Source organism: Magnetovibrio sp., from assembly GCF_036568125.1.
Classification (GTDB): Bacteria; Pseudomonadota; Alphaproteobacteria; order Rhodospirillales; family Magnetovibrionaceae; genus Magnetovibrio.
Genome location: NZ_DATCTF010000010.1, coordinates 378,660 through 404,102, shown reverse-complemented (window position 1 = coordinate 404,102; position 25,443 = coordinate 378,660). Strand labels below are relative to the sequence as shown.

Annotated in this window: 20 protein-coding genes; 10 read left to right on the top strand and 10 right to left on the bottom strand. The window is 60.5% G+C overall.

Going from position 1 to position 25,443, the window contains the following annotated elements; genetic code table 11:
• The first annotated feature begins 35 nt into the window (after positions 1 to 35).
• From VIN96_RS06660 to VIN96_RS06635, 6 genes are all read left to right on the top strand, one after another.
• The gene (locus tag VIN96_RS06660; protein WP_331894842.1) at positions 36 to 1,010 is read left to right on the top strand and encodes a substrate-binding domain-containing protein; all 975 of its coding nucleotides are present in this window, start codon (positions 36 to 38) and stop codon (positions 1,008 to 1,010) included.
• 5 nt (positions 1,011 to 1,015) lie between these two features.
• Entirely contained in the window at positions 1,016 to 4,183 is a 3,168-nt protein-coding gene (locus VIN96_RS06655) for an EAL domain-containing protein (protein WP_331894841.1), read from the top strand.
• Positions 4,184 to 4,437: 254 nt separating this feature from the next.
• Positions 4,438 to 5,181, top strand: a complete 744-nt coding sequence (locus VIN96_RS06650; protein ID WP_331894840.1) for a GGDEF domain-containing protein — start codon at positions 4,438 to 4,440, stop codon at positions 5,179 to 5,181.
• A gap of 143 nt (positions 5,182 to 5,324) precedes the next feature.
• Positions 5,325 to 5,804, top strand: a complete 480-nt coding sequence (locus tag VIN96_RS06645; protein WP_331894838.1) for a hypothetical protein — start codon at positions 5,325 to 5,327, stop codon at positions 5,802 to 5,804.
• A gap of 139 nt (positions 5,805 to 5,943) precedes the next feature.
• Positions 5,944 to 7,329 (top strand): DUF1566 domain-containing protein, encoded by a 1,386-nt coding sequence (locus tag VIN96_RS06640; RefSeq protein ID WP_331894836.1) that lies wholly within the window; start codon positions 5,944 to 5,946, stop codon positions 7,327 to 7,329.
• A gap of 17 nt (positions 7,330 to 7,346) precedes the next feature.
• The gene (locus VIN96_RS06635) at positions 7,347 to 8,042 is read left to right on the top strand and encodes a hypothetical protein (protein WP_331894835.1); all 696 of its coding nucleotides are present in this window, start codon (positions 7,347 to 7,349) and stop codon (positions 8,040 to 8,042) included.
• Between the two features lie 2 nt (positions 8,043 to 8,044).
• On the opposite strand, the gene VIN96_RS06630 is transcribed toward VIN96_RS06635, so the two are convergent.
• The 3 genes from VIN96_RS06630 to VIN96_RS06620 form a co-directional block, all read right to left on the bottom strand.
• The gene (locus VIN96_RS06630; protein ID WP_331894833.1) at positions 8,045 to 8,710 is read right to left on the bottom strand and encodes a YkgJ family cysteine cluster protein; all 666 of its coding nucleotides are present in this window, start codon (positions 8,708 to 8,710) and stop codon (positions 8,045 to 8,047) included.
• Positions 8,707 to 10,542 carry an aspartate--tRNA ligase gene (aspS, locus tag VIN96_RS06625; protein WP_331894831.1) on the bottom strand — a complete coding sequence of 612 codons (1,836 nt, stop codon included), beginning with the start codon at positions 10,540 to 10,542 and terminating at the stop codon, positions 8,707 to 8,709. Before aspS ends, VIN96_RS06630 begins: the two co-directional genes overlap by 4 nt.
• Before the next feature lie 139 nt (positions 10,543 to 10,681).
• Entirely contained in the window at positions 10,682 to 12,493 is a 1,812-nt protein-coding gene (locus tag VIN96_RS06620) for an ATP-binding protein (protein WP_331894829.1), read from the bottom strand.
• 140 nt (positions 12,494 to 12,633) lie between these two features.
• Between VIN96_RS06620 and rnd the strand changes: the two genes are divergently transcribed.
• The 4 genes from rnd (at position 12,634) to VIN96_RS06600 (ending at position 17,805) form a co-directional block, all read left to right on the top strand.
• Complete coding sequence (gene rnd / locus VIN96_RS06615; RefSeq protein WP_331894827.1) at positions 12,634 to 13,797, top strand: ribonuclease D; 1,164 nt, start codon at positions 12,634 to 12,636, stop codon at positions 13,795 to 13,797.
• A gap of 78 nt (positions 13,798 to 13,875) precedes the next feature.
• A complete protein-coding gene (locus VIN96_RS06610) occupies positions 13,876 to 15,672 on the top strand; it encodes an ABC transporter transmembrane domain-containing protein (RefSeq protein ID WP_331894825.1) in 1,797 nt (598 codons plus the stop codon).
• A 13-nt stretch (positions 15,673 to 15,685) separates the two neighbouring features.
• Entirely contained in the window at positions 15,686 to 16,321 is a 636-nt protein-coding gene (locus tag VIN96_RS06605) for a class I SAM-dependent methyltransferase (RefSeq protein WP_331894823.1), read from the top strand.
• A 74-nt stretch (positions 16,322 to 16,395) separates the two neighbouring features.
• Positions 16,396 to 17,805: a protein adenylyltransferase SelO family protein gene (locus VIN96_RS06600; RefSeq protein WP_331894821.1), complete on the top strand. Its 1,410-nt coding sequence runs from the start codon at positions 16,396 to 16,398 to the stop codon at positions 17,803 to 17,805.
• 5 nt (positions 17,806 to 17,810) lie between these two features.
• Here the strand turns inward: VIN96_RS06600 and VIN96_RS06595 are convergent, their stop codons facing one another.
• The 7 genes from VIN96_RS06595 to VIN96_RS06565 all read right to left on the bottom strand — a co-directional run bounded on the left by VIN96_RS06595 (position 17,811) and on the right by VIN96_RS06565 (position 25,434).
• Positions 17,811 to 19,307 carry a Ppx/GppA family phosphatase gene (locus tag VIN96_RS06595; RefSeq protein WP_331894819.1) on the bottom strand — a complete coding sequence of 499 codons (1,497 nt, stop codon included), beginning with the start codon at positions 19,305 to 19,307 and terminating at the stop codon, positions 17,811 to 17,813.
• Positions 19,308 to 19,328: 21 nt separating this feature from the next.
• Positions 19,329 to 21,482, bottom strand: a complete 2,154-nt coding sequence (locus VIN96_RS06590) for an RNA degradosome polyphosphate kinase (protein WP_331894818.1) — start codon at positions 21,480 to 21,482, stop codon at positions 19,329 to 19,331.
• Between the two features lie 400 nt (positions 21,483 to 21,882).
• Positions 21,883 to 22,305: a hypothetical protein gene (locus VIN96_RS06585; RefSeq protein WP_331894817.1), complete on the bottom strand. Its 423-nt coding sequence runs from the start codon at positions 22,303 to 22,305 to the stop codon at positions 21,883 to 21,885.
• Between the two features lie 41 nt (positions 22,306 to 22,346).
• Positions 22,347 to 23,126: an SDR family oxidoreductase gene (locus VIN96_RS06580; protein WP_331894816.1), complete on the bottom strand. Its 780-nt coding sequence runs from the start codon at positions 23,124 to 23,126 to the stop codon at positions 22,347 to 22,349.
• Positions 23,127 to 23,129: 3 nt separating this feature from the next.
• Positions 23,130 to 23,816, bottom strand: a complete 687-nt coding sequence (locus VIN96_RS06575; RefSeq protein WP_331894815.1) for an HdaA/DnaA family protein — start codon at positions 23,814 to 23,816, stop codon at positions 23,130 to 23,132.
• 8 nt (positions 23,817 to 23,824) lie between these two features.
• Positions 23,825 to 24,892, bottom strand: coding sequence for an AI-2E family transporter (locus VIN96_RS06570; RefSeq protein ID WP_331894814.1), 1,068 nt, complete (start codon positions 24,890 to 24,892; stop codon positions 23,825 to 23,827).
• Positions 24,889 to 25,434, bottom strand: coding sequence for a CDP-alcohol phosphatidyltransferase family protein (locus VIN96_RS06565; protein ID WP_331894813.1), 546 nt, complete (start codon positions 25,432 to 25,434; stop codon positions 24,889 to 24,891). Before VIN96_RS06565 ends, VIN96_RS06570 begins: the two co-directional genes overlap by 4 nt.
• Positions 25,435 to 25,443 lie beyond the last annotated feature (9 nt).

Here is a 25,443-nt window from a genome sequence, read left to right as displayed (position 1 = left end):
CCTTTGTCACAACCCACCCAGGCCAGGGCACACTAATGTCGCACTTCGCGCAGGTGGTGCGTCAGTCAGAACCTCCACGCGCCGTCGCAGATGCCAAGCCGGTACGTATCGCGTTGATTTATCCGGGGCTGCAAGCGTCGGATTACTGGCGGCGATCAGTGGACTCGTTCGAAGCGCGCCTCAAGGCTGCGGGCCAACCCTATGTGCTCGACAAGTACTTCACCAAACCGACCATCGAAGTGCGCAAACAAGCCGAGCATTTGGCCCAGGCGTTGGAACAAAAGCCCGACTATCTGGTGTTCACTTTGGATGCACAGCGCCACAAGTTGCTCATAGAGCGCGTGTTGGCACACGGCACGCCGAAGCTGATCTTGCAAAACGTCACCACCCCGCTGAAAGCCTGGAATAACCGCCAGCCGTTTCTCTATGTCGGCTTCGATCATGTCACCGGCACGCGCATCCTTGCCGATCACTTCGTCAAGGCGACCGGCGGATTCGGCGATTATGCAGTGGTGTGTTGGTCGCGCGGCTACATCAGCGAAATGCGCGGTGAATCGTTCGTCGCTGCGATGAAAAACGTACCCAACCTGAACTTGAAGGCCTTTTTCTATGCCGGCTCGACCCAGGAAGCGGGACGCACGGCTGCGTTGGCCGCGCTGAAAGATTTTCCCGATTTGAAATTCATCTACGCCTGTTCGACCGATCTTGCCTTAGGCGTCGCAGACGCTTTGCGCCAGGAAAACCGTCAAGATCGAGTCATGGTCAATGGCTGGGGCGGCGGCAGCTCGGAATTGGCCGCCATCCAAAAAGGTGAGCTCGACGTCACCGTGATGCGCATGAACGACGACAATGGCGTCGCCATGGCCGATGCGATCGTGCTCGACCAATCGGGCACCCCAGGGGCGGTGCCGACCGTGTACACGGGCGATTTTGCTTTGGTGACGAAAAATCTCACGCCTGCGGCCATCGACGACTTAGAGATCAGGGCTTTCCGCTACAGCGGCCAATGAGGCACATGCAAAAGAACGACAACAACACTCCTGCGCCACGCCGCTCGGTATCACTAACGACCTTGGTGTTGGCCTTGGTCTTGGCGCCACTGATCATCCTATCGGCGGTGCAAGTCTCTCTGTATTACTTCAGCTCCAAGGAAACACTCGAAGCCGAAGTGCAAAGGTCGTTCGATCACAGTAACAAAACCGCCCACCTGTTGACCAAGAACAAACTCGATTATCTCGCCCACCTGATCGTGGACGAAGCCGAAAGCCCGCGCCTGATCAATGGCTTCAAATCCAATGACTCCGCGGCTCTTCAAGCGGCCTTGAGCGAATGGACCAACGGCGAAGCGGGACAGCACTTCGAGCTATTGATGCTGCATGACAGCACTGGCGCGATGCTAGCGGATTTAAGCCCCCCACTGATCAACAGCAAGGTCTTGCATAAAGCCATCAACTGCAGCGTGTCGGCGATCGGACAACGCGCTTGGCGCATCGTCACCGCAAACGACAACGGTAAGGAGCTGGCGGCGCTGATCTATCAGGTGCCCGTGATTGGCACCACCATCGGACGCGTCCAAGGTGTGCTGTGCGCGGGCATTCTGCTCAACGACAATTTGGCCTTCTTGCGTGAATTGAAGGATGCCTCATCGGCATCCGGTGTGGCGCTGTTGGCCGATGGGGTATTGCTGTCGACCGACACATATGGCGCGGCGCAATCCATCGAACAGCTGACCGCGGCCGTCAAGCTGGCCGAAACCGGCGACATATTGGAAAGTGGCGCGTACTTCTTGTCGCACACGCCCCTATTTCAAGACCAGGCCGGCACGCGCCTGACCATGGTCATCGCCCTACCCAATACCGGTTTTCAAAATCTGCGCCGTCACTATCAACAAGGCACCTTGATCGTACTCGCCCTGACGATTGTGTTTATTTCCCTTGCCGCGTGGATATTCCGGTTTGTCGCGCTGCCGTCGCTTTCCGGCTTGATGGATTACGCCGCACGCGTACACAGTCAGCAAAGCACCGTGTCGTATAGGGACGGCATGGTTCGGGAATACAATCACCTGGGCAAAACCTTGCAAGTGATGGTCCAAGAACTGCAACACAGCAAAAATCACTTGGAATTCCTGCTCAACGAAATTCCCGTCGGATTGGTTCTCGTCGACGACCAGCAACGCATGCACTTTCGCAACAAACGCTTCCTCGAGATGTTCGGCTACACCGAAGAGGATGCGCCGACGTTGGATTCATGGCGGCGCCAAGCCTACCCCGATAACGCCTATCGCGCCAAAGTCATCGAAACGTGGAATGACGCCGTCGGACGCTCGGTTCGCGAAGGCACCGAAATCCCGCCCATGGAATACAATGTCACCTGCAAGAACGGCGACATCCGCACCGTAGAATTTTCCGGGATCACATTCGACGGCCAATTCCTCGCCACCCTGATCGACTTGACCGAGCGCAAACAGGCCCAAAAATCCCTTTATCTCTACGCCAACGCATTCGAGCATAGCGGCGAGGCGATGCTCATCACCGACGCGCACAACCGCATCCAGGTCGCCAACCCGGCTTTTTGTCAACTAACGGGATACAGCCTTGAAGATGTCATCGGGCAAGATCCGAAAATCCTTTCGGCGGGACGAACCCCGCCCGAGACCTATCAAGATATGTGGGCCGCGCTCAATCACAGCGGATTTTGGCAAGGCGAGATTTGGGACCGCGACAAATCCGGCACCATTCATCCAAAGTGGGCGGCAATTTCCACCATCCGCGACGACAACGGGCATTTAACCCATCACATCGCCAGTTACACCGACATCAGCGAACGCAAAGCCGCCGAGGAACGGATTTATCGTCTGGCTCACCACGACCCGCTAACCGGCTTGCTGAACCGTTTCAGCCTCGAAAGCCGCCTCGAACAAGCCTTGATGACGGCGCGGCGCGAAGGCAAACGCGTCGCCGTGATGTTCATCGACCTCGACCGCTTCAAGGTCATCAACGACACCCTTGGTCACCACATCGGCGACAACTTGCTGGTCGAGGTCGCCCACCGGCTCAAGGACTGCGTACGCGAAAGCGACATCGTCGCGCGCCAGGGCGGAGACGAATTCGTCGTGGTCATTACCGGCATGGACGATCCCTCGACGGCGGCGACGATTGCGTCGAAGATTTCACGAAATCTCGCCGCGCCCTATGCAATCAGCACCCACGACCTCTACTCGACCCCCAGCATCGGCATCAGCTTGTATCCATCCGACGGCAAGACTGTGGACGAGCTTATGAAAAATGCCGACACGGCCATGTATCATGCCAAGGATCTGGGGCGAAACAACTATCAGTTCTTCTCCACCGCCATGACCGAAGAGGCTCAGGATCGTCTGGACATGGAGCGCGACCTGAGCACCGCGCTGGTCGACGGCCAGTTCCAACTTTACTACCAGCCGCAAATTCGCACCGCCACCGGCGAAGTGATCGGCGTCGAAGCGCTGGTGCGCTGGAACCACCCGACCCGCGGCCAAGTCCCACCGTTCAAGTTCATCCCCATTAGCGAAGAAAGCGGCCTGATCGAACCACTGGGCAGTTGGGTGCTGGATGAAGCCTGTCGACAGTTGGCTGAATGGAAAGGTCAAGGCATCGCTGGCATCCGCGTCGCGGTCAATCTGTCGCCGCATCAATTGCGTTCGGCGACATTGGTGGCTCAGGTGGAAAATGTGCTACAAACTCATGGTTTGTCCGGGCCTGACCTGGAATTGGAAGTGACGGAATCCGCCGCAATGGACGATCCCCACTTGGCGGTCGAACAGTTGAAGGCATTGCGCTCTCTGGGCGTCAGCCTCGCCATCGACGATTTCGGCACCGGCTATTCGTCGTTGGCCTATCTGAAGGTGTTGCCGATCCAGGTGCTCAAGCTCGACCGCAGCTTCGTCGCCGACATCGGCACCGGGTCCGACGACGACGCGATCAGCGCCGCAACCATGGCGATGGCGCGCAACCTCAAGCTCAAGGTTGTTGCCGAAGGGGTCGAAACGGAATTGCAAAGCGAATTTCTCGCCAGCCACGGCTGCGACATTTTGCAAGGCTACCTGTTCGGCAAGCCCCACCCGGCGGAGGTCTGGACGGAACAGTGGCTCGCAGAAAAAGCCCGCGCGTCCGACACAAAGAAATCCACGGCCACCGCATCCTGATCTCGGCCACGGCGCGATCCAATACCCCTACGAACATCTCCCGGAATTCGCTGCCCACAGGGCGGCAGATTTTGCCGCACTCGGCATTTTTTGCCGAGCCGATGCCAAGCTAACATATTGTTTTTAAACAAATTTTATTTTGGCACAAAGGTTGCCTCTTTCCACAAGCAACATTCGCGAGCTGCGCGGATCAAAAAAACGCCGTCCATATCAAATCAACCGGACGGTGAAAGTGTGGGAAAAGGATTGGGATCATGGGCAACCTCTTGAGCTTTCCGGTCAACGCCTGGGATCTGGCGCGCGACACGGACGCCACGTCCAACGAAAGCTTGCTTTCCGCGTTGGCGTTTTTGCGCGATTGCCTGGAAAACGACGCTCATACCCTGGACCATAAAACCCTCGCCCGATGCAAGGACGCGACCGAAAGTGCGCTCGGCGCCGCCCTGGCGACGGATCGCACACTGCGTCACCAGGCCCTGCGCATCGACGAGATGGAGCGCCTCGCCTATACCGACGACTTGACCGGGGCGTATAATCGCCGCGGCTTTCAGCAGGAGTTCCGGCGCGTCTTGGCCGCCGCCGCACGCTACGGCGAAACCGGGGTTTTGGTGTACGTCGACCTCGACGGCTTCAAACCGATCAACGACACCTACGGCCATGCCGCCGGCGATCATGTGCTGCGCGAAGTGGTCCGCACATTGAACGAAAACGTCCGCCCCAACGATCTGGTGGCACGCTTGGGCGGGGATGAATTCGCCGTCCTATTGACCCGCACCGATTGGCAAAACGGACTGGAGCGCGCCGAAGTTCTCAAGCACATCCTCAACACCAAATACGTCAACTGGAACGGCAAGCATATCGCGGTGCGCGCCAGCCTCGGTTTTCAACGCTTCGGCCCCGACGACCAACATGACCACCTGCTGAGCCAAGCCGACAGCGCCATGTATGAAGCCAAGCGCGTACGCACCGGCGGCACGCCCTTGAAGGAGCTGCAATAACGCTAAAACCACGCCCCCATCACCGATCGGAACGGATAAGCCTTCCATGACCGCTTTACCCCTCAAGCCCCAACTCCCGCCCTCAGCCACATTCGTGGCCGGGCGGTCTTTTTTTCCGTCGGTTTCGGATGGAGGTTGAAACCGTGAGCACCCCGACCAAGCCCGTCATTTGGCCGCCAAAAAGCAAGCCCGCGCGCAAACCGGGCCGCAACGTGGTGGTGTTCGAACCCGCCAAACCGCCGCAAGAGGTGCCCGGCAGCGGCCGCGTGCTGATGGAAAGCCCGCTGAAGCAAATCCTCGCCAACATCAATGCCCGCGCCATCACGCCGCGCCAGATGCAGGCCCTGAGCCTCGATCTTTACGCCAGCGGCATCTTGAGCTGGGAAGAACACGTCGAATTGGTTTTTCAGCCCGACCTGCATCCCGATTTCGCCCGCACCATCGGCGCGCTCACCGGTGAAAAAGCATTGCCCGACCAGCCCCGAGATTTCGTTCAGGTGTGGGAACAAAAGCTCGACTTCGAACGCCGCTTCGCCCCCGCCACCAGCCAAGCCAAGGAACGCGCCTTGTACATCCTATCGATTTTGCGGCGTATCGAACCGCCCGCGAGCTTGCTCGCCTAATGTCGGTTCCCTGACCTCAGGGGACCTTCCGTCCCGCCCCCATGCCACGCTCCGCTCAGCCCCGGCATGGTGGCGGGACGCCTTACGCCCAGCGTACAACCGTGACATACTCGACGTCCGCACCCTTGGGAGAAACCGCATGTCTTTTATCCGCACCCTACTACTCGGTGCTAGCATTATGGGTACCGGCGTTGCAGGCGTCAGCGCCTGGGCTCAACAGGGCGGCCCCGGCATGGGCCCGCCCCCCGAAGCCCGCCAAGCCTGCGTCGGAAAATCCCAAGATGCGCCGTGCCGTTTTGTAACGCCACGCGGTCAAATGTCCGGCATTTGCGGCATGCCGCCGAGACAAGCCGGCACGTTACTGTGCATGCCCCGTGGTGGTGGTCCTGGCGGCAGCCCGGGAGGAGCACCGGGAGGCAGCCCACAAACCATGCGCCCCCACGGTGCGGACATCGCGGCCAAATTCGCCGGCGCGAAGACGGTTTCCAGCCGCGTGCCCGACACCCAGCAAGGCAGTTGCTTTTCCACCACCGCCAAAATTGCCTGCCCCGGCAAAGGCCAAGCCTTGTATGGCCAAGACGCGCACTATCACGGCCCCGCCCCCAGTTACACCGACAATGCGGACGGCACCGTGCGCGACGCCGTCACCGGATTGTTGTGGGAAAAAGCCCATCACGCCAAACGGTTGGGATATGGCGAGGCGAAAGCCGCATGCCAGCGCTTGACGATCGGCGGACGCACCGACTGGCGGCTGCCGACCATCAAGGAATTGTTTTCCCTGGCGGACTTTCGCGGCTCGCAACGCCGACGTTTTTTCATCGACGATGTCTTCGACCTGGCCGAACCCGACGCCAGCGTGCTGCAAGGCGACCGCTTCGCCGCGACCCATTCCACACAAATGATGGGCCAGACGTGGTCTTCGACCCTCTACACAGGGGTGCATTACGGCCGCCCCGGCGTGGAGGCGGCGTTCTTTTACAATTTCCTCGACGGCCACATCAAACAAGCCCCGACACACGGCCCCACGGGATTGTTCTACCGCTGCGTCAGTGGCCCCGAATGGGGCGCGAACGATTTCGTCGACAACGGTGACGGCACCGTCACGGATCGCGCCTTGGGTTTGACGTGGCAGCAATCGGACGACGGACAAAGCCGCGACTGGCCCCAAGCTTTGCGGTATTGCGAAAACCTCGCGCTCGCCGGGCATGACGATTGGCGCTTGCCCAACGTCAAGGAACTGCAATCGATCGTAGATTATACCAAAAACGATCCGGCGCTCGATCAACGTTACCTGCGTCAAAGCGACAAGGGCGCGTGGTTTTGGTCGTCCACCACCCACGGCGACAACATTTCGATGGCGTCTTACGTGTGCTTCGGCAAATGCGTATCCTCGAGCGGTATCGATACCCACGGTGCGGGCGCGCAGCGGAGCGATCCGAAGACCGGCGACCCCAGCCGTTGGACATCGCTGGGCGGACAGAAAGACGCGGTGCGGATTTACAATGCGGTGCGCTGCGTGCGCTGAAGATGAGGAAGCGGAACATGAAAGCAGCATCGCCCGTAGTGGCCATCTTGATCGGCGTGATGTTGTCGTTTGGCACCGAAGCGGCGGAACACCTCAAAACGCCCCATCAGATCATCGGCCAGTTGCGCCTGCGCATCACCTCGATCGGCCAGACCACCAAGGACGTGCACGACTATGAGATCGCCACCCAGGCCGCCTTGGACGACCTGCACACGTTCATCGAAACCGGCCCCGACCTCACCGGACTGACGGAAAAAGACAAGTGGGGCAAGACGCCGCTGAACCTCGCCGCCTATCTGGGTTTCAGCGAAATCGTCACGGCCCTACTGGCCCAGCCGAGCGTCGCGATTTCACTCAACGAGCCCGACGACACCGGCGTCACGCCTTGGACCTACAGTGTCTTTGCCGCGCGCCAAAGCGCGTTTGCGTGCAATCCGAAAATCTTCACCAGTCCGTTTTCATGGGCCCCGTTGCATCAAAGCCAGGCCTATTACACCGCGCGCGATCCCTACCCCGTGGTGCGCAAATTGCTCGAAGACGCGGGCGCGCATCAAGACATGGCCCAGGCCAAACGGCAATGGAACGAGATCTGTAAATACCAATCCGACGAGGTGCGCGCCGAGCTCGAAGCCACCCCGGATTTACAGCCTGCCGTCATCGAAGCCGGACGACGCGCGTTGGACGCGTTTTTGAAGAAGATTCAACGTCGATAAAATCAACCGTGCTTGTTCGCCCTCATCCACGCCAATTCGCTGTCCGCAGCGTGGGCGGCGGTCAGGGCGCTGTGCAGTTCGGCGTGATCGGTCATGCCGTCTTGGTCGATCATGCGCGCCGTGACTTCGGCCAGGGCTTGGCGCAATTGTTGGGCGCGCAGCATGCGCACGGCGTCGGCGGGGATCGGCTGATCGTGATCGAGGTTCGCGGTCGAGAGGTTGCATGCATCCAGATCGTTGCTGTTGTAGCCCCGGCACGCCAGCGGGCGCACGGGATAAATGGTGCACGACTGGCTATCGGGGTCGAGAAACGCGCAAAACACCTGCTTGACCCAACGCGTACCGGGATCGAGCTCGCCGACCTCGGCGGCGATCTCCGCGACCCGCGCCATCAGCGCGGTGAAAACGTCCGGGGTGCGCGTTTGGTGCAGGTGGCGCACGATGGCGAAGGCCTCGGCGACCTCCACCCCGACGTGGGCGGCGCAGCAGCTGCCGCACCCGGCCTTGCACGCCAGCTCGTACGTCGGCATGGACGCGGTGTTGGTTTCATAAAGATCGAAGGCGTACGCGCCCGCATCCGACAATTGATGACGTTTGGGACGTTTGCGCAGGTGGCTGCGCATGTCGCGCACCAGCCACTCAACCGCAGGGTCCCGCTCAGGCATCATTTGCTGTCTTCAGGGGCCTTTTCAGCGTCACCCGCATCGGCGGTTTTCTTTTCCGCCTTCGGCAGCGGCGCGAGCTTGATGTGCAGTTCGCGCAATTGATGATCGCTGGCCACGGCGGGCGCGCCCATCAGCAAGTCCTGAGCCTGCTGGTTCATCGGGAAGGCGATGACTTCGCGGATGTTGGGCTCGTCGGCCAACAACATCACCATGCGGTCGATGCCCGGTGCGGAACCGCCGTGGGGCGGTGCGCCGAATTTGAACGCGCTGAGCATGCCGCCGAACTGTTCTTCGACCACCTGGTTGGAATACCCGGCGATCTCGAACGCCTTGTACATGATTTCCGGCAAGTGGTTACGAATTGCGCCCGAGCTCAATTCCACGCCGTTGCACACGATGTCGTACTGATAGGCCAAAATGTCCAGCGGGTTGTCGCCCATCAACGCATCCATGCCGCCTTGAGGCATGGAGAACGGGTTGTGCGAGAACTCGATCTTGCCGGTTTCTTCGTCGAGTTCGTACATCGGGTAATCGACGATCCAGCAGAATTTGAACTTGCCGCTTTCGCGGATATCCAGCACGTCGCAGACCTTGTCGCGGGCGAACCCGGCGAACTTGGCGGCGAGGTTTTCCGTCTGACAGACGAAGAACACCGCATCGCCGTCGTTGGCGCCGGTTTGCGCCTTGATCGCGGCGACGCGATCGGCATCCAAGTTCTTGGCGATGGGGCCTTTGGTTTCGCCGTCTTCGCCGTAGATGATGTAGCCGAGGCCGCCCATGCCCTCTTCACGCGCCCAGTCGTTGAGCTTGTCGAAGAAGCTGCGCGGGTGGCCCGCCGCACCCGGCGCGGGAATGGCGCGCACCACCGAGCCCTTTTCGATGTTCTTGGCGAACAGACCGAACCCGCCACCGGCGAAGTGTTCGGTGACGTCGGTGATGATCAGCGGGTTGCGCAGGTCGGGTTTGTCGGAACCGTACTTGAGCATGCTGTCTTTGTAAGCGATGCGGGGGAACGGCAACGGGGTGACTTCACGCTCGCCACCGAATTCCTCGAAAATGCCGTGCAGCACCGGTTCGATGGCGTTGAACACGTCGTCTTGGGTACAGAACGCCATTTCGTAGTCGAGCTGATAGAACTCGCCCGGCGAACGGTCGGCGCGGGCGTCTTCATCACGAAAGCACGGTGCGATCTGGAAGTACTTGTCGAAGCCCGACACCATCAGCAACTGCTTGAACTGCTGCGGCGCTTGGGGCAGCGCGTAGAACATGCCCGGATGCTGGCGCGACGGCACCAGATAGTCGCGCGCGCCTTCCGGCGAGCTGGCGGTGAGGATCGGCGTTTGCATTTCCAGGAAGCCCTGATCGGTCATGCGCCGCCGGATCGAAGCGATCACCTGGCTGCGCAGCACGATGTTGGCGTGGACCTTTTCGCGGCGCAAATCCAGGTAACGGTGCGTCAAGCGCATCTCGTCGGAATAATCTTCGTTGCCCGCAACCTGCATCGGCAACACCGCGGCGGCGCTTTCGAGATGGAAGTCCTGCACCACCACTTCGATTTCGCCGGTGGGCAGATCGCGGTTAACGGTGTCTTCGGTGCGCTGCACGACCTTGCCGGTGACGGTGATCACGCTTTCGGGACGGGCGCTTTCGATCTGGGCAAACAGCTCGTGAGACGAATCGATCACCACCTGGGTGATGCCGTAATGGTCGCGCACGTCGACGAACAACAGACCGCCGTGATCGCGCTTGCGGTGAACCCAGCCCGAAATACGTGCCTCAACGCCCGCATCTTCAAGACGGAGCGCGCCACAGGTGTGTGTACGGTAGGGGTGCATCGATGATCCTTACATCTCAAAAACAAAGCGAAAACGGCGGCGGAAACGGACCCGCCGTCACGCGTGAAATCGGCGCAAAAGCACACCTTTGAGGGCGGTTTGTCAAGGAAAGACTGTGCAAACGAGGCAAAAAGTCCGATCAGGCGGGCAGCTTCATGGAAATGCCGATTTCCACGCCGCGCCCGCCCGGGCCGACATCGACGCTGAGACGCCCGTCGACAAAGCGCGAAACGGCATTCGCGGCGGCCAAAAGACCGTTCCCGGTTCCGTCGGCGCGGGTCGAAAGATCTGGGTCGTAGGCGCGGTTTTTCAGCACCCTGCGCACCTGTTCCAGCTTTGCCGCGCTCATGCCCGGACCGTCGTCCAACACCGTCATGCACAAGTGATCGCCGCGCCCCACGGCGCTGACGCTGACTTTGCGCGCCCCGTTCAAAAAAGCGTTGCGGGTCAACTCTTCCATCGTGTCTTCCATTTCCGACGGCGCGCGGGTGTACACCGTGCGGTCGATGCCGTCGCATTGGATTTCGACCTCGCCTTTAAGCTCCTCGCCGACCCGCTTGGCCGCCGCCAACCATTGGGCAACGGTTTCCGCTTGGTGCAGGCGCGCGCGGTGACCGGTTTGCGCGATGGCGTCGAGGTCCGCGAGACGCTCAGTGATTTTTCGCGCCGCCTCGCTCAATCCGGCTTGCACCTGATCCACATCGGCGCGGGTTTGCACCACGTACAAGACCTGAAGATGCAGCAGCAGGTTTTTGAGACCGTGAAACAACCCACGCACATCGACGCCGTCTTGCATCGACTGTCCCGCACCGTGGGCGGGAACCGGCACCAGCATGGCTTGCCACCCGCCGTAAAGCCCTGGGCGCCCCCAAGCCTCGACGTTCTCGCCGCCGACGGCAAAGAGACTTAGCGCCGGTTCGTTTTTCAGGTTGGAGAAAAATTCGACCGCGGTACGGGTGGAGTTTTCTTCCACGCCGATGGCGCGCACCAAATCTTCGACGGTGGTGAAGTGACGTTCCGCCGCTGGACCGTTGAGGGCGAAAAATCGGTCTTCGGTGGGCGCGATCAACATGGTGCTGGCGGCGTTCGTGACGAAACTGTGCGCGTGAATGACCTGTTCGGAAATGTCCGGTATCAACGCCGGTGCGCCATCGACCGTACGCAACACCTCGCCATGTAGTTCGTGCCAGTCGTTGATCGGCGCGTTGTGGGCGGAAATAATCGGCCGCAAACTGGGATTGAGGTCGATCGGCCGCCAGTGGTCGCTGGCATCGCCCATTTCAAAGGTGCGCAGCATCGCCACCATGCGTTCCGCCACCGTCGTGACGCGCCCGCTCATGTCGGCGCTCAACCGTGAAATCTCGCTGTCGCCTTGCCCGGCGAACAGGCGCGGCAGATCTTCGATCACGCTGTCCAGCAACGCCCGCGTACTGGGATGATCACTTGTGGGAACATCCAGCCCTTTCACCAACGCCTGCGCCAAAGTGCGGGTGCGCCGCGCCACATCCTGAAACGCGGTGACGTCGAACAGGGAAAACTGCACCTGATCCTGCCGCCCGCCATCGCGGCGGCGCAACACCATGCGAAACCGTTTCCCGTCCGTGCCCGACAACGGCTTGAGGATCGTCATCGCCGCGCCCGGCGACAATTGGCTGGCGTCTTGTACGATCAAGCTGGAAACGCCCGAGGCGATGCCAAACGCCGCCATCAACGGTTCGAAATCCGTAATCGCCCCATCGGGATCACCGCCATCCAAAAGGCCGTGAAACTCGGCCCCGCCGGCGGTCCAGATCAATCGTCCGGTTTCGGTGCAAAACACACCGAACAAAGGCCGCGCGTTGGTGACATGGGTCAAGCACGCCAACAGGTAATCGGCGACATCCCAGGATTCTTCCACGCTGACGGGATGACCGACGATGTCTTCAAGCTTCACCGCGTTGGACGTATTCATCTCAAATGCTTCCCGATCCACCACAAGCTGAATGCCGGGGCGGAATTTACCACAATTTCACAAGGGATATTAAGGGCTCAAACGTGGCTTTTATTTGACGGTTCCGAATCTAACCAAAACCGTGTAAAAGCGGAACCATCATGATTTTAATCACCAAAACGGCAGACCTCATCCAGTTCTGCAATTCGCTCAAAGGCACGCCCTTCGTCACCGTGGACACCGAGTTCATGCGTGAAAGCACCTATTGGCCGCAGTTGTGCCTGGTCCAAGTCGCGGGTCCCGATGACGCCGCCGCCATCGATGCGCTGGCGCCGGGCATCGACCTAGCGCCGCTGTTCGATCTGATGGACGCGCAGGAAACCTTGAAGGTTTTTCATGCCGCGCGCCAGGATCTGGAAATTTTCTACCACCTGATGGGCCACGTTCCCGCCCCCTTGTTCGATACCCAAGTCGCGGCGATGGTGTGCGGCTTCGGCGATCAGGTCGGTTACGAAAACCTCATCGCCAAGTTGACCAAGGCGCGCATCGACAAGTCGTCGCGCTTCACCGATTGGTCCCGCCGCCCATTGTCTGACAAACAGATCCATTATGCGCTGTCGGACGTCACCCACCTGCGCGACGCCTATCGCAAGCTGGCCAAGCAACTGGAACGCAACGGCCGCGAAACGTGGTTGGAATCGGAAATGGAGGTGCTGCGCTCACCCGCCACCTACGAAGGCGATCCCGATCAAGCCTTCAAACGCATCAAGGCGCGCAATCCCAAACCCCGCGTGGCCGCACTGCTCAAGGAACTTGCCGCGTGGCGTGAACGCGAAGCGCAGCGCCGCGACGTGCCGCGCAACCGCATCCTGCGCGACGACGCCTTGATGGAAATCGCCCACCACGCGCCGAAAAACGCCGGCGATCTGGCGCGCACCCGCGGACTGGGCGATCGCATGGCCAACGGTCCCGCCGGCGCGGAAATCCTCAAGGCCGTCGAGCGCGCGCTGTCGATCCCCGAAAACGAGTTGCCGCAAACACCCAAGCCCGTGGACCTGCCGTCGGGCATCGGTCCGGTGTCGGACCTGTTGAAGGTGTTTTTGAAGATGATCTGCGAAGAAACAGGCGTGGCGCAAAAGCTCATCGCCAATTCCGCCGACATCGACAAAATCGCCGCGTTCGGCGCGGATGCCGACGTCGAAGCGATGAAGGGCTGGCGTTACGAGATGTTCGGCGAAGCCGCCGTCAAACTGCGCTCAGGCGAAATGGGCCTTGCCATCAAAAACAAAAAAGTCGTTCTGCTGGACAACCCCAACGGCGATTGAGCTTCCAGCGTTGCTGAAGCCTTCAAGCACCCCCATATAAGGCCAACCCTCACGCTTCTTTTCATTGGGATTTGAGCATTGGCCAGAAACAGCGCCGCATTCGACCGACCCAAAAGTCGCGACTTCCGTTATCTTCGCCGCACGGCCGGGTTCTTGAAACCCTATACGCCGCGCGTCATCGCAGCGGCGGCGGCGCTGGTCGTTACCGGACTGGCGGTACTGGGGCTCGGCCAAGGGCTCAAGGGCCTGATCGACGGCGGCTTTGCCGACGGCGACGCGCAGGCGTTGGACCGCGCGCTGTATCTGCTGCTGGCGCTGGCGGTAATCATGGCGCTGGGCACCTATGCGCGGTTTTATCTGGTGTCGTGGTTGGGCGAACGGGTGGTGGCGGATTTGCGCCGGGCGGTGTTCGACCAGGTGATGAGCCTGCATGCGGGATTTTTCGAAACCACCAAGACCGGCGAGGTGCTCTCACGCCTGACCACCGACACCACCTTGCTGCAATCGGTGATCGGATCAAGCGCCTCGGTGGCATTGCGCAACGCGCTCAATCTGGTCGGCGGGGTGATCATGCTGTTCATCACCAACCCCGGCTTGACCGCGATGGTGTTGCTGGTGGTGCCGGTGGTGGTGGTGCCGATTTTGGTGTTCGGACGGCGCGTGCGCAAACTGTCACGCGCCAGCCAGGACCGCGTCGCCGACGTCGGCGCGTTCGCTGAAGAAACCATCAACGCCATGTCCACGGTGCAGGCCTTCACCCACGAAGACGTCGACCGCAAACGCTTCGGCGCGGAAGTCGCCAATGCGTTCGACACCGCCATCATTCGCATCCGCACCCGGGCCGCGTTGATGGCGGTGGTGATCGTGTTGGTGTTCGGCGCCATCGGGGTAATCTTGTGGATCGGCGGTCGGCAGATGCTGGCCGGCGACATCACCGGCGGCGAATTGGCGGCGTTCATCTATTACGCCACGCTGGTGGCCTTTTCCGTCGGCGTGATGAGCGAAGTCTACGGCGAACTCCAACGCGCCGCCGGCGCGACCGAACGCCTGATCGAATTGCTGGAATCCGAATCAGACATCAAGGCCCCGGCACAACCGCAAGCCCTGCCCCAGCCTGCGCGCGGCGAGGTCCGTTTCGACGACGTCACCTTCCATTACCCTTCGCGCCCCGACCGAGCGGCGCTGAGCAACTTCACCCTCGACGTCAAGCCGGGCGAGACCCTGGCCCTGGTCGGCCCGTCTGGTGCGGGCAAGTCGACGGTGTTTCAGTTGCTGCTGCGCTTTTACGACCCCAGCGGCGGGCGCGTGATGCTCGACGGCGTCGACGTGCGCACGGCGGACCCCAAGGACCTGCGCGAACGCTTCGCCCTGGTGCCGCAAGATCCGGTGCTGTTCGGCGCCAACGGTTGGGACAACATCCGTTATGGCCGCCCCGACGCCGATGACGCCGCCGTACGTCAAGCGGCGGAGGCTGCGGCAGCGGCGGAATTCCTCGACCAATTGCCCGAAGGCTTCGCGACGTTCTTGGGCGAAAAGGGTGTGCGTCTTTCAGGTGGCCAGCGCCAACGCATTTCGCTGGCGCGTGCGTTGCTGCGCGACCCAGCGGTGCTGTTGCTGGACGAAGCCACCAGCGCCCTGGATGCGGAAAGCGAACGGTTGGTGCAAGCGGCGTTGGAAAAACTCAAGGCCGGGCGCACCACCTTGGTGATCGCCCACCGCCTCGCCACCGTGGTCGGCGCGGATCGCATCGCGGTGGTCGACCATGGCCGCATCGTCGCCACCGGCACGCATCAGGAGTTGCTCGAATCCAGCCCGCTTTACGCCCATCTGGCGGCGCTGCAATTCGACGTCAACGTCAACGGCAAAGGCTCATAAAGAGGATTCCAACATGTCCGCGAAATTGACCGATGACGATGTGGCCCGCGCGGCGGAACGCACGCTCAATCATTACAACCGTTCCGCCAAGGGCTTTCGCGAAGGCACCTGGGATCACGACGTGACGCAAAACTACGACGCCTTGCTCAGCGAACTGCAGGGCGAGCCGCCGCACAGCGTGCTCGACCTCGGCTGCGGGCCGGGGCGCGACTTGGCCTACTTCAAATCCCAAGGGATCGAAGCCGTGGGCCTGGACGGGTCCAAACAGTTCGTCGCCATGGCCCACGCCGAAACCGGCTGCGACGTGTGGCACCAAAACTTCCTCGCCCTCGATTTGCCCACTGAGCGCTTCGACGGGGTGTTCGCCAATGCATCCCTGTTTCACGTGCCCAGCCGCGAACTGCCGCGCGTGCTCAGTGAACTTTACGCCACGCTGAAACCCGGCGGGGTGTTGTTTTGTTCCAACCCGCGCGGCGACAACCAGGAAGGCTTCAATCAAGAACGCTACGGCTGTTACCACGACATCGACACGTGGCGCGATTTCGTCACCACCGCAGGCTTCGTCGAAATTCGTCACTATTTCCGCCCGCCGGGTTTGCCCCGTCATCAACAACCGTGGCTGGCGACGGTGTGGCGAAAACCCCTTTGACGTCGCGGTTGAAACCGCCCCCGCCTCACCTCACATATAGCGCACATTCCTGCCCCAACGTTTAAAGGCTGACCATGCGCGCGCCATCTAAATACACCGCATCCCAAACTCACCTTGATCTGGGACCGCGCTTTTTTCAGCCCGTACCCGCCGCGCAATTTCCCAAGCACGAGCTGCGCTTTCGCAATCAGCGCTGGGCCCATCACGTCGGTTTGGACGATTTGAACGACGACGCCTGGGTTGATCATTTCGCCCAATTCAAGGCCTTGCCCGACAACCTGCCCGAACCCATCGCGCTGGCCTATCACGGCCACCAGTTTCGCCACTACAACCCCGATCTCGGCGACGGGCGCGGTTTCCTGTTCGCCCAGTTGCGCGATCCGCTCGACGGCCGTTTGCTCGATCTCGGCACCAAGGGCAGCGGACGCACACCGTGGTCGCGCGGCGGAGACGGCAAATTGACCTTGAAAGGCGCGGTGCGCGAGATCCTCGCCACCGAAATGCTCGAAGCATTGGGCGTCGACACCTCAAAAACCTTTTCCGTGGTCGAAACCGGCGAGGCGTTGACCCGCGGCGACGAACCGTCGCCGACCCGCAGCGCGGTGCTGGTGCGTCTGTCCCACGGCCACGTGCGCATCGGCAGCTTCCAACGCCACGCCTACCACCAAGACTTGGACGCAATCGAGACCTTGGCCCGCCACGTCGCCAAGCATTACCTGACGGATATCGACGCCGACGCGCCAATGGCCGAACTGTCCGTCGAGCTGGTGCGCCGCGTGGCGACGAACACCGCCCGCACCGCCGCCGACTGGACCGCCGCGGGCTTCGTGCACGGCGTCTTGAACACCGACAACATCAACGTCACCGGGGAAAGTTTCGACTACGGCCCTTGGCGGTTCTTGCCCCAGATGGACCCCAATTTCACCGCCGCCTACTTCGACGATTTCGGCCTCTACGCCTTTGGCCGCCAGCCCGAAGCGGTGCTGTGGAACGTCTCACGCTTGGCGGAATGCTTCGCCCCGTTCGCCGCTGAACAAGACCTCTCCAACGCCCTGGCGGGCTTCGACGACGCCTTCAACCGCGCGCTCAACACGGCGTTGAGCCGCCGCTTTGGCATCGACGCGCAAGACGGCAAGCGCCTGGAACTCGGCCTGCGACTGTTCCCCGCCATGCACAAAGCCGAAGCCCCGTTCGAACAGGTGTTTTTCGATTGTTACGGCGGCACCGCAGCGACCCGTAAAGACATCGCGCGTCAAACCTATGCCGACGGCCCCCTGAAAAACCTGGTCCGGGACCTCGCCACCTGCGCGCCTGCCGACGGCATCACGCCGGATCACGCCTACTTCCAAGGCGACCGGCCCTGCACCATGTTGATCGACGAGGTCGAACACATCTGGGACGCCATCGCGCAAAACGACGATTGGTCGAGACTGGAACAAAAACTCGCAGCGATCGCGGCGATGCGGGCGGCGTATGAGGGATAGAGACCTTATTCCATCTTGCCCTTCAGTCCCAAGGCGCGGCCCAGGGTTTTGAGGCGGCGTTGCACCGCTTCGCTGAGCAGCGCGTCGCGGTCTTCTTCGTCGACCAGGAGTTGGAGGTTGTCCTCGCCGAGTTCCAATCTGGTTTTGTTGAGCACGCCCGGCGCACTGCCGGAGATGGTGTGGGCGAGGCGCAACGCCAGACCGGTGACCTTAATCCACGACAATTGACCGACGTCGAGCAAGCCGAGGATCGGACGGATCAGCGGATCGCCGAGATCGCCGTTTTGGCGCACGTACACCGTCGACGCCAACAACGCCCGGTCGGCATGGGTCAAGCCGGCATAGGGCACGCGCAGCACGCGCAGGAACGAGTGTTCGGCCCGGTAATCGGGATGTTCGTTCCAGCCGATATCGCTCATCAAACACGCGGCGTAGCGCAAGCGTTGTTCGGCCGGGGTTTCGTCCGGATAGAGCGGCGCCATCCATTCCAGCATCTCACGGCCTTTGACGGAAAACCGCCCGGTGCGCTCGGCCATGGTTTTGCACGCGCTGAGCAATGGATCTTGGTGACGCATGGTATCGGGCAGGCACGACAGCAACACCCCTTCGCGCATACCGAAACCGGAAAACTGCAGCTTCGCGGCTTGACTGACGACGAGCATGCCTTCCAGCGCGGCGGCGGCGAACGGTAACGTCTCGACACGTTTTTTCGGCACGCCGGGAATCAGGTCCAGCGAATGCCGACCTGCACCGCTGATCAGATGCATGATCTTCAACGCCGCCTCGGCACCGATGGTGAAGTTGTCGACCACGTGCAGCGGATGGCTGGTCTGATCGATGAGGATGCGCGCCAGCGCGCGCCATGAACCACCCGCAGCGTACAATGTGCGGCCCTTGACCGATTTCAACCATTTGAGTTCGGACAGGGCCTCCAGCACGATCGCGCGGGCGCGCTCCGGGTTGCCTTCGGCGGCTTCGGATAACCGAATGTGACCGAACGGCAAGGTCGCCGAATGGGTGAACGAACCGCTTTCCAAACCGACCAGATCGAGCGAACCGCCGCCCAGATCGCCAATCACACCATCGGCACGCGGCACCCCCATCAGCAAACCCAGGGCCGCGTATTTGGCTTCGTCCTCGCCACTGAGAATTTGGATATCGTGACCGATGGAATCGTGAATGCGGGCGACGAATTCTGGACCGTCAGCGGCCTCACGAACCGCCGCCGTGGCGACCAGTTCCAATTCCGCCACGCCCATCGCCTTGGCCAAGCCGACGAAGCGCTTGATCGAGCTCAGCGCGCATTCCACACCGGCCGGATGCAGCACCCCGCTGGCGCCGAGGCCTCGCCCCAGCGCGCATTGAGCCTTTTCGTTGTACATGGGGATCGGCAAGCGCGTCGGCGCATCGTAGACCACCAGCCGCACGCTGTTCGATCCGATATCAACCACGGCGACGCGACCATGCGCCTCGCCGGGTTTTGCGCTCGCAATCTTATTCATTCCCACCCCGCTGCGTTAGGTTTAGTCGTCGTCGGTCCGCTTGCTTTTGGCTTTCGCCGTCCGGCCGGATTTGGGACGGGTGCGGCGCGCCGCCGTGCCCCGGCCGGAAACGCTTTGGTTGGTCATGAAGTAGTGATGCACGTTCAGACCGCCGTCGGTGTTGATGCGTTGATACGATCCGTCCGGCGCGAGGGTCCAGCTTTGTTCGGTATCGCGGAAATTCAACACCATAATCTCGTCGAGCACTTGGCGGTGCACGGTCGGGTTTTCGATCGGCACCAGGGTTTCGACGCGACGGTAAAGGTTGCGCGGCATCCAGTCGGCCGATGAAATATAGACCTTGGCGCTGCGCGAGGGCAGTTCCTGGCCGTTGGCGAAGGCGACGATGCGCGCGTGCTCCAGGTACCGCCCGACGATGCTCTTGACGCGAATGTTTTCCGACAACCCCTTGACCCCAGGACGCAAGCAACAAATGCCGCGCACCACCAGGTCGATCGGCACACCTGCGTTCGAGGCCCGATACATGGTGTCGATCAACACCGGATCGACCACCGAGTTCATTTTCGCCCAGACCCCAGACGGCTTGCCGGCCTTGGCGTTGGCAATTTCGTTTTCGATCAGCGACACCAGTTTGTCGCGCATGGTCAGCGGCGAATAATAGAGCTTTTCCATGCCTTCGGGGCTGGCGTAACCGGTCATGTAGTTGAACAGTCGCGCGGCATCCGCCGTCAGTGCCGGGTCGCAGGTGAAGAACGACAAATCGGTATAAATCTTCGCCGTGATCGGATGATAGTTCCCGGTGCCGTAATGCACATAGGACCGCAAGCCCTTGGCCTCGCGGCGCACCACCAGGTTGACCTTGGCATGGGTCTTTTTGTCCATGAAACCGTAGATGACCTGCACGCCGGCGCGCTCCAAATCGCGCGCCCAGCGGATGTTGGCTTCTTCGTCGAAGCGTGCTTTCAGTTCCACCATTGCGGTGACCGACTTGCCCGCTTCTGCGGCTTCGATCAGGGCTTCGATGATGGGGCTGTCGTTGGATGTGCGATACAGCGTCTGCTTGATCGCCACAACCTTGGGATCGCGCGCGGCTTGGCGCACGAACTGCACCACCACGTCGAAGCTTTCATAAGGGTGGTGAACGATCAGGTCTTTTTTGCGCACGGCCTGGAACACGTTGCCGCCGAAATCGCGCACTCGTTCGGGGAAGCGCGCATTGAACGGTTCGAACAACAGGTCGGGGCGTTCCTTGACGATCAATTGCGACAGGTCCGCCATACCCAAGATACCGCCCAGGCGGAACACGTCTTCTTCGTCGACGACGATTTCATCGCAGACCACCGAACGCAGTTCATCGGTCATGCCTTGGTTCAACGTCAAACGAATGACCGAGCCGCGGCGGCGACGCTTGAGTGCAGTTTCGAACGTGCGCACCAAATCTTCGGCTTCTTCGTCGATTTCCATTTCGCTGTCGCGGATGATGCGGAAATTGCCGATTTGCAGCGGTGCATAATTGGGGAACAGACGGTCGAGGAACATCTCCACCACTTCTTCGATGGGAATGAAGCGGATCGCCGCGCCCGGCAAGCGCACGAACCGTTCGACCAGGTGCGGGATCGGCAAAAGCGCGCGCAGTTGTTCTTCGGTGTTGCGCCGTTGCAGCAACATGACCAACGAGAAACCCAGATTGGGAATGAACGGGAACGGGTGCGCGGGATCGATCGCCAGCGGGGTCAAAACCGGAAAGATGTGGTCGAGGAAATAGCTTTCCAGCCACTTAGTGTCGCGGTCCGAAAGCTCCTTGTGCTTGAGAACCTTGATGCCCTCCTTATGCAACAGGTCCTTGAGAACGATCCAGCAATCTTGCTGGCTTTTCATCAACTGCTGCGCCGCTTCGTTGATGGCGATCAACTGTTGGGCCGGGGTCAAGCCGTCTTCGGAAATCGTCGAAATACCCGCACGCACTTGGCCTTTGAGACCGGCGACACGGACCATGTAGAACTCATCGAGGTTGGCGGCGGAAATGCTCAAAAACCGCACCCGCTCCAACAGCGGATGAGATTTGTTCATGGCTTCTTCCATCACACGGGTGTTGAAGGCAAGCCACGACAGTTCGCGGTTGATGAAACGGTCGCTGGAATTCAAGCTGATCCGGGAAATATCGAGGGAGTTCATAGATGGGACCCTTGCGCGCAAAATTTTTGCATATCTCTTGAATGTGCATCCCGATGAGGGACGCGTAAGTGGACATACGGCATGGAGAATTTCCCGGCTGGACACATCACAGGATGCATCACCGTGGGGATATGAAATTCCCCCACCACTTTAATCGCTTAGAAGCAAAATGTCATGCCCGCGCACGCCCTATCGGCGCGTGACGCAAAAAATTCAAATACCTCGCTCAAAAGACGATTGAAATCTTGTTTGCGCTGCACCACATTCTCTCTATATCCGACTAAATTTGTCGGAAATATTTCGAGTTATGCACGAAATATAAACTCAGGCCGTCACCCTAACTGTCCCCCCAGGGTGACGGCCTCTTTTTTGTCCTGCGTCAGCTGATTTTATGAGTGGTTTAGTGTTCGTGACCGCACCCGCAACCGTGTCCGTGCGCATGATCGTGATCATGATCGTGGTCGTGCTGGGCGAACTTCAAGTCGTTGACGGAAGCGTATTCAACCGACGTCAACGTGCCATCTAGATCTACGACGACGATATCGCCGGTGATGACGCGCGACGAGTCGGGGTTGGTGTTGAAAAAGTTCCAGATGAAGCTCGCCCCCAAAACCTCGCCGGTCCCTTGCACGATGGTTTGGTCTTGCTGGGCACGGGCCATAAAATTGTCCAACAGGGTACGCGCTTTCAGCAGGTCCTCTTCGCCGTAGCGATCGATTTCCCCTTGGGCTTCGTTCAGATCGACCAGGAACTTGTCGAAGGCCTGATCGGAAATGACGAAGTCCGCAAGCAGCCCCGCGCTGAAATACGTCACTTTACGCATGGTGTCCTCGCGATGCCCCCGGAAGCCGAGGGCTGAAAAAGTTAAAACGTGCCGGGATAAGCCCCGCCGTCGATCAGGAAATTCTGCCCGGTCAGATAACCGGCTTGGGCTGAGCAGATGTAGGCGCACAAATCGCCGAATTCTTCCGGCTGGCCGAAACGCCCGGCCGGGTTTTGCGTGCGCCGCGCGTTGGCGACTTCTTCGGCCGTTTTTCCTTGTTGCTTGGCACCGGCTTCGATGGTCGCGTGCAGACGGTCCGTATCGAAGGGCCCCGGCAGAATGTTGTTGATGGTCACGTTGCGACAGACCGTCTTGCGGCTCAGCCCGGCGATGAACCCGGTCAAGCCCGAGCGTGCGCCGTTGGACAGACCCAAGATATCGTTGGGCGCTTTGACGGCGGCGGACGTGATGTTGACGATGCGGCCAAACCCTTTGTCCATCATCGGGTCGACGGTCGCTTTGATCATGAAGATGGCGCTGAGCATATTGGCGTCGATGGCTTTGATCCAATCATCGCGATCCCAATCGCGAAAATCGCCCGGCGGCGGACCACCTGCATTGTTGACCAAAATGTCCGGGGTCGGGCATGCGGCCAGAACGGCGGCGCGGCCTTCTTCGGTGGCGACGTCGGCGATCACCGGGATGACCTTGACGCCGGTATCCTCGGCGATGAAACGCGCGGTATCCATCAGAGGCCCTTCGGTACGCGCCGCGATCACGACATCGACCCCTTCGCGCGCCAGGGAATGCGCGCAGGCGCGGCCCAATCCTTTGCTGGCGGCGCAGACAATCGCGGTTTTACCTTTAAGTCCCAAGTCCATCTGTCATTCCATATCGTTAGGTTTTTGATTTTCCAACACGCTTCGCACCAAGGGTACGGTGATGGGGCGTTTTTGCGCCAGCGCTTGCGCATCGATGGCGCGGATCAAGTTGCGCACCGCCGAAAACGACCGGTCCATGCGCGCCAGCATATACGTCAAAACATCCGGGTCCACGCCCAATTGCCGATCGGCGAACTGCTTGACGATCAAGGCGGTGATCAGGGCGTCGTCGGGCGGGCTGATTTCCGCCACCGGCGCGGTGTTCAAACGCGAGCTCAGGTCTTTCAAGTCAATAGACCAGCGCGACGGCGGGCGTTCCGCCGTCATGAGGATTTTAACGCCCTCTTCGCGTGCCAAATTATAAAGATGCAACAGCTCTTCCGCCAACCCCGCGTCGAGAAACGTTTCCACGTCTTCCAACACCAAGGCCGTCGCGCCGGACAATACGCCATCGGCGCGCAACGTCCGCAAGTCGTCCACGCCGACCATGCGCGCACCGCTGTGGGCCTGAAAGACGTGCGCCAAGTGGGTCTTGCCCGCCCCCTCGGGGGCGGCAATGGCCAACACCGGGCCCGGCCAGTCGGGCCAGCGCTCGACCCATTGGATCGCGTCTGCATTACACGGCGCAACCAAAAAGTCCTCGCCGCCCAACGCCGGTCTCAGGTCGAAATCAAAGGGGATTTGCTTCACAGGCTGTTTCATGAACCCGTATATAGTGCGCATTGGCGGTAACGGCCAATGGCGAAACGCACCAAGACGCCAATCACCGAGGCGACCGGCACGGCCAACAACACCCCGGTGAAGCCGAACACCGAACCGCCCGCCATCAATGCGAAGATGATCCACACCGGATGCAGCCCGACGCGTCCGCCAACCAGATTGGGGGTGAGAAACGCCGCATCGACGGTTTGCCCAAAGCCAAACACCGCCGCCACCAGAAGGAACGACAGCGGATCGCTGAACTGCATCAGGGCCACGACGAACGCAACCAACAGGCCGATGATCATGCCGACATAGGGCACGAACGCCAAAAGGCCGGTCAGCAAGCCGATCAGCAATCCGAAATCCAACCCCACCAACGTCAGGCCGGTGGCGTAAATGGTGCCTAGCGCCAAGCACACGGTCGCTTGACCGCGCACAAACCCGGCAATGGTGGCGTCGATGTCGCGAAACTGGGCGCGGATCGTCTCAGCCGATGAACGCGGCAACAGGTCGTCGACCTTAGCCACCAAAATGTCCCAGTCGCGCAACAGGAAAAACGCCACCACCGGCATGATGAACAACAGCGACAGGGCGTTGACGAAGGCTTTGCCACCGAGGAACAAGCTTTTCAGGACATCCAGCAGCCACGATACGGCGGCGCCGGTGAAGGCACCCGCGCTGTCTTTGAGCTTTTGAATTTCCGCCGCGCCAAGTTCCTGTTCGATCTGCTTGACCAACGGGTCGAGCAAACCATGCGCCGCGTCCAGCGCCTCGGGGATACGCGCGACCAGCCCCGTGATCTGGGCCTGCAACAGCGGAAACAAAACCACGCCAAGGGCGAACACTGCGACGAAAAAGGTCAGCAGAATAAGTGCCGTGGCCGCCGAGCGCGATTTCAACACCGCTTCCAAGCGGTCCGCGAGAGGGTCGAGGAAATAAGCCACCGCAAGCCCCGCCACAAACGGCGTCAGCACGCTGCTGAGGGCGTAGAGCAAGAATACGAACACCGCAAAGCCGAAGACCCACACCACGGTCTGCTTTTCGCGGCTCATCCGCTGGGTCATTGATCGTCCTCCAACTGCGACCATCGGCGGATCCACACCACCGCGTAGCTCAATCCCGACAGCACCGTCGCCATGGCGGTCAAGATCACCACCGCGTCCAGGGCCTGGGCGAGATCGATGCCGTAACCGACGCTAGCCATCACCGCCGCCGCCAACACAATCTGCAAGGTCGTGTTGACCTTGCTGATCATCAACGGTTGCATGGTAAGCGAATGCGTCATGGTTTCAAAGAGCAACGCTCCGCCGACGATGAACACGTCGCGAAACACCACCATGATCACCAACCAATTGGGCAAATAGCCTTCGATACCCAACGACACGTAGACCGACACCAACAGCGCCTTGTCGGCCAGCGGGTCGAGATACTTGCCCAGTTCGGTTTCCATGTTGAAGCGCTTGGCGATAAACCCGTCCAAGGCGTCCGATATGCCCGCCGCGACGAACACCCAAAACGCCCACATCAGGTTGTTTTCCAGGATCAGCCACACCGCGAACGGTGTCGCGGCTATGCGCAGCAGCGTGATGATATTGGGGATGTTCACCTAAACGCC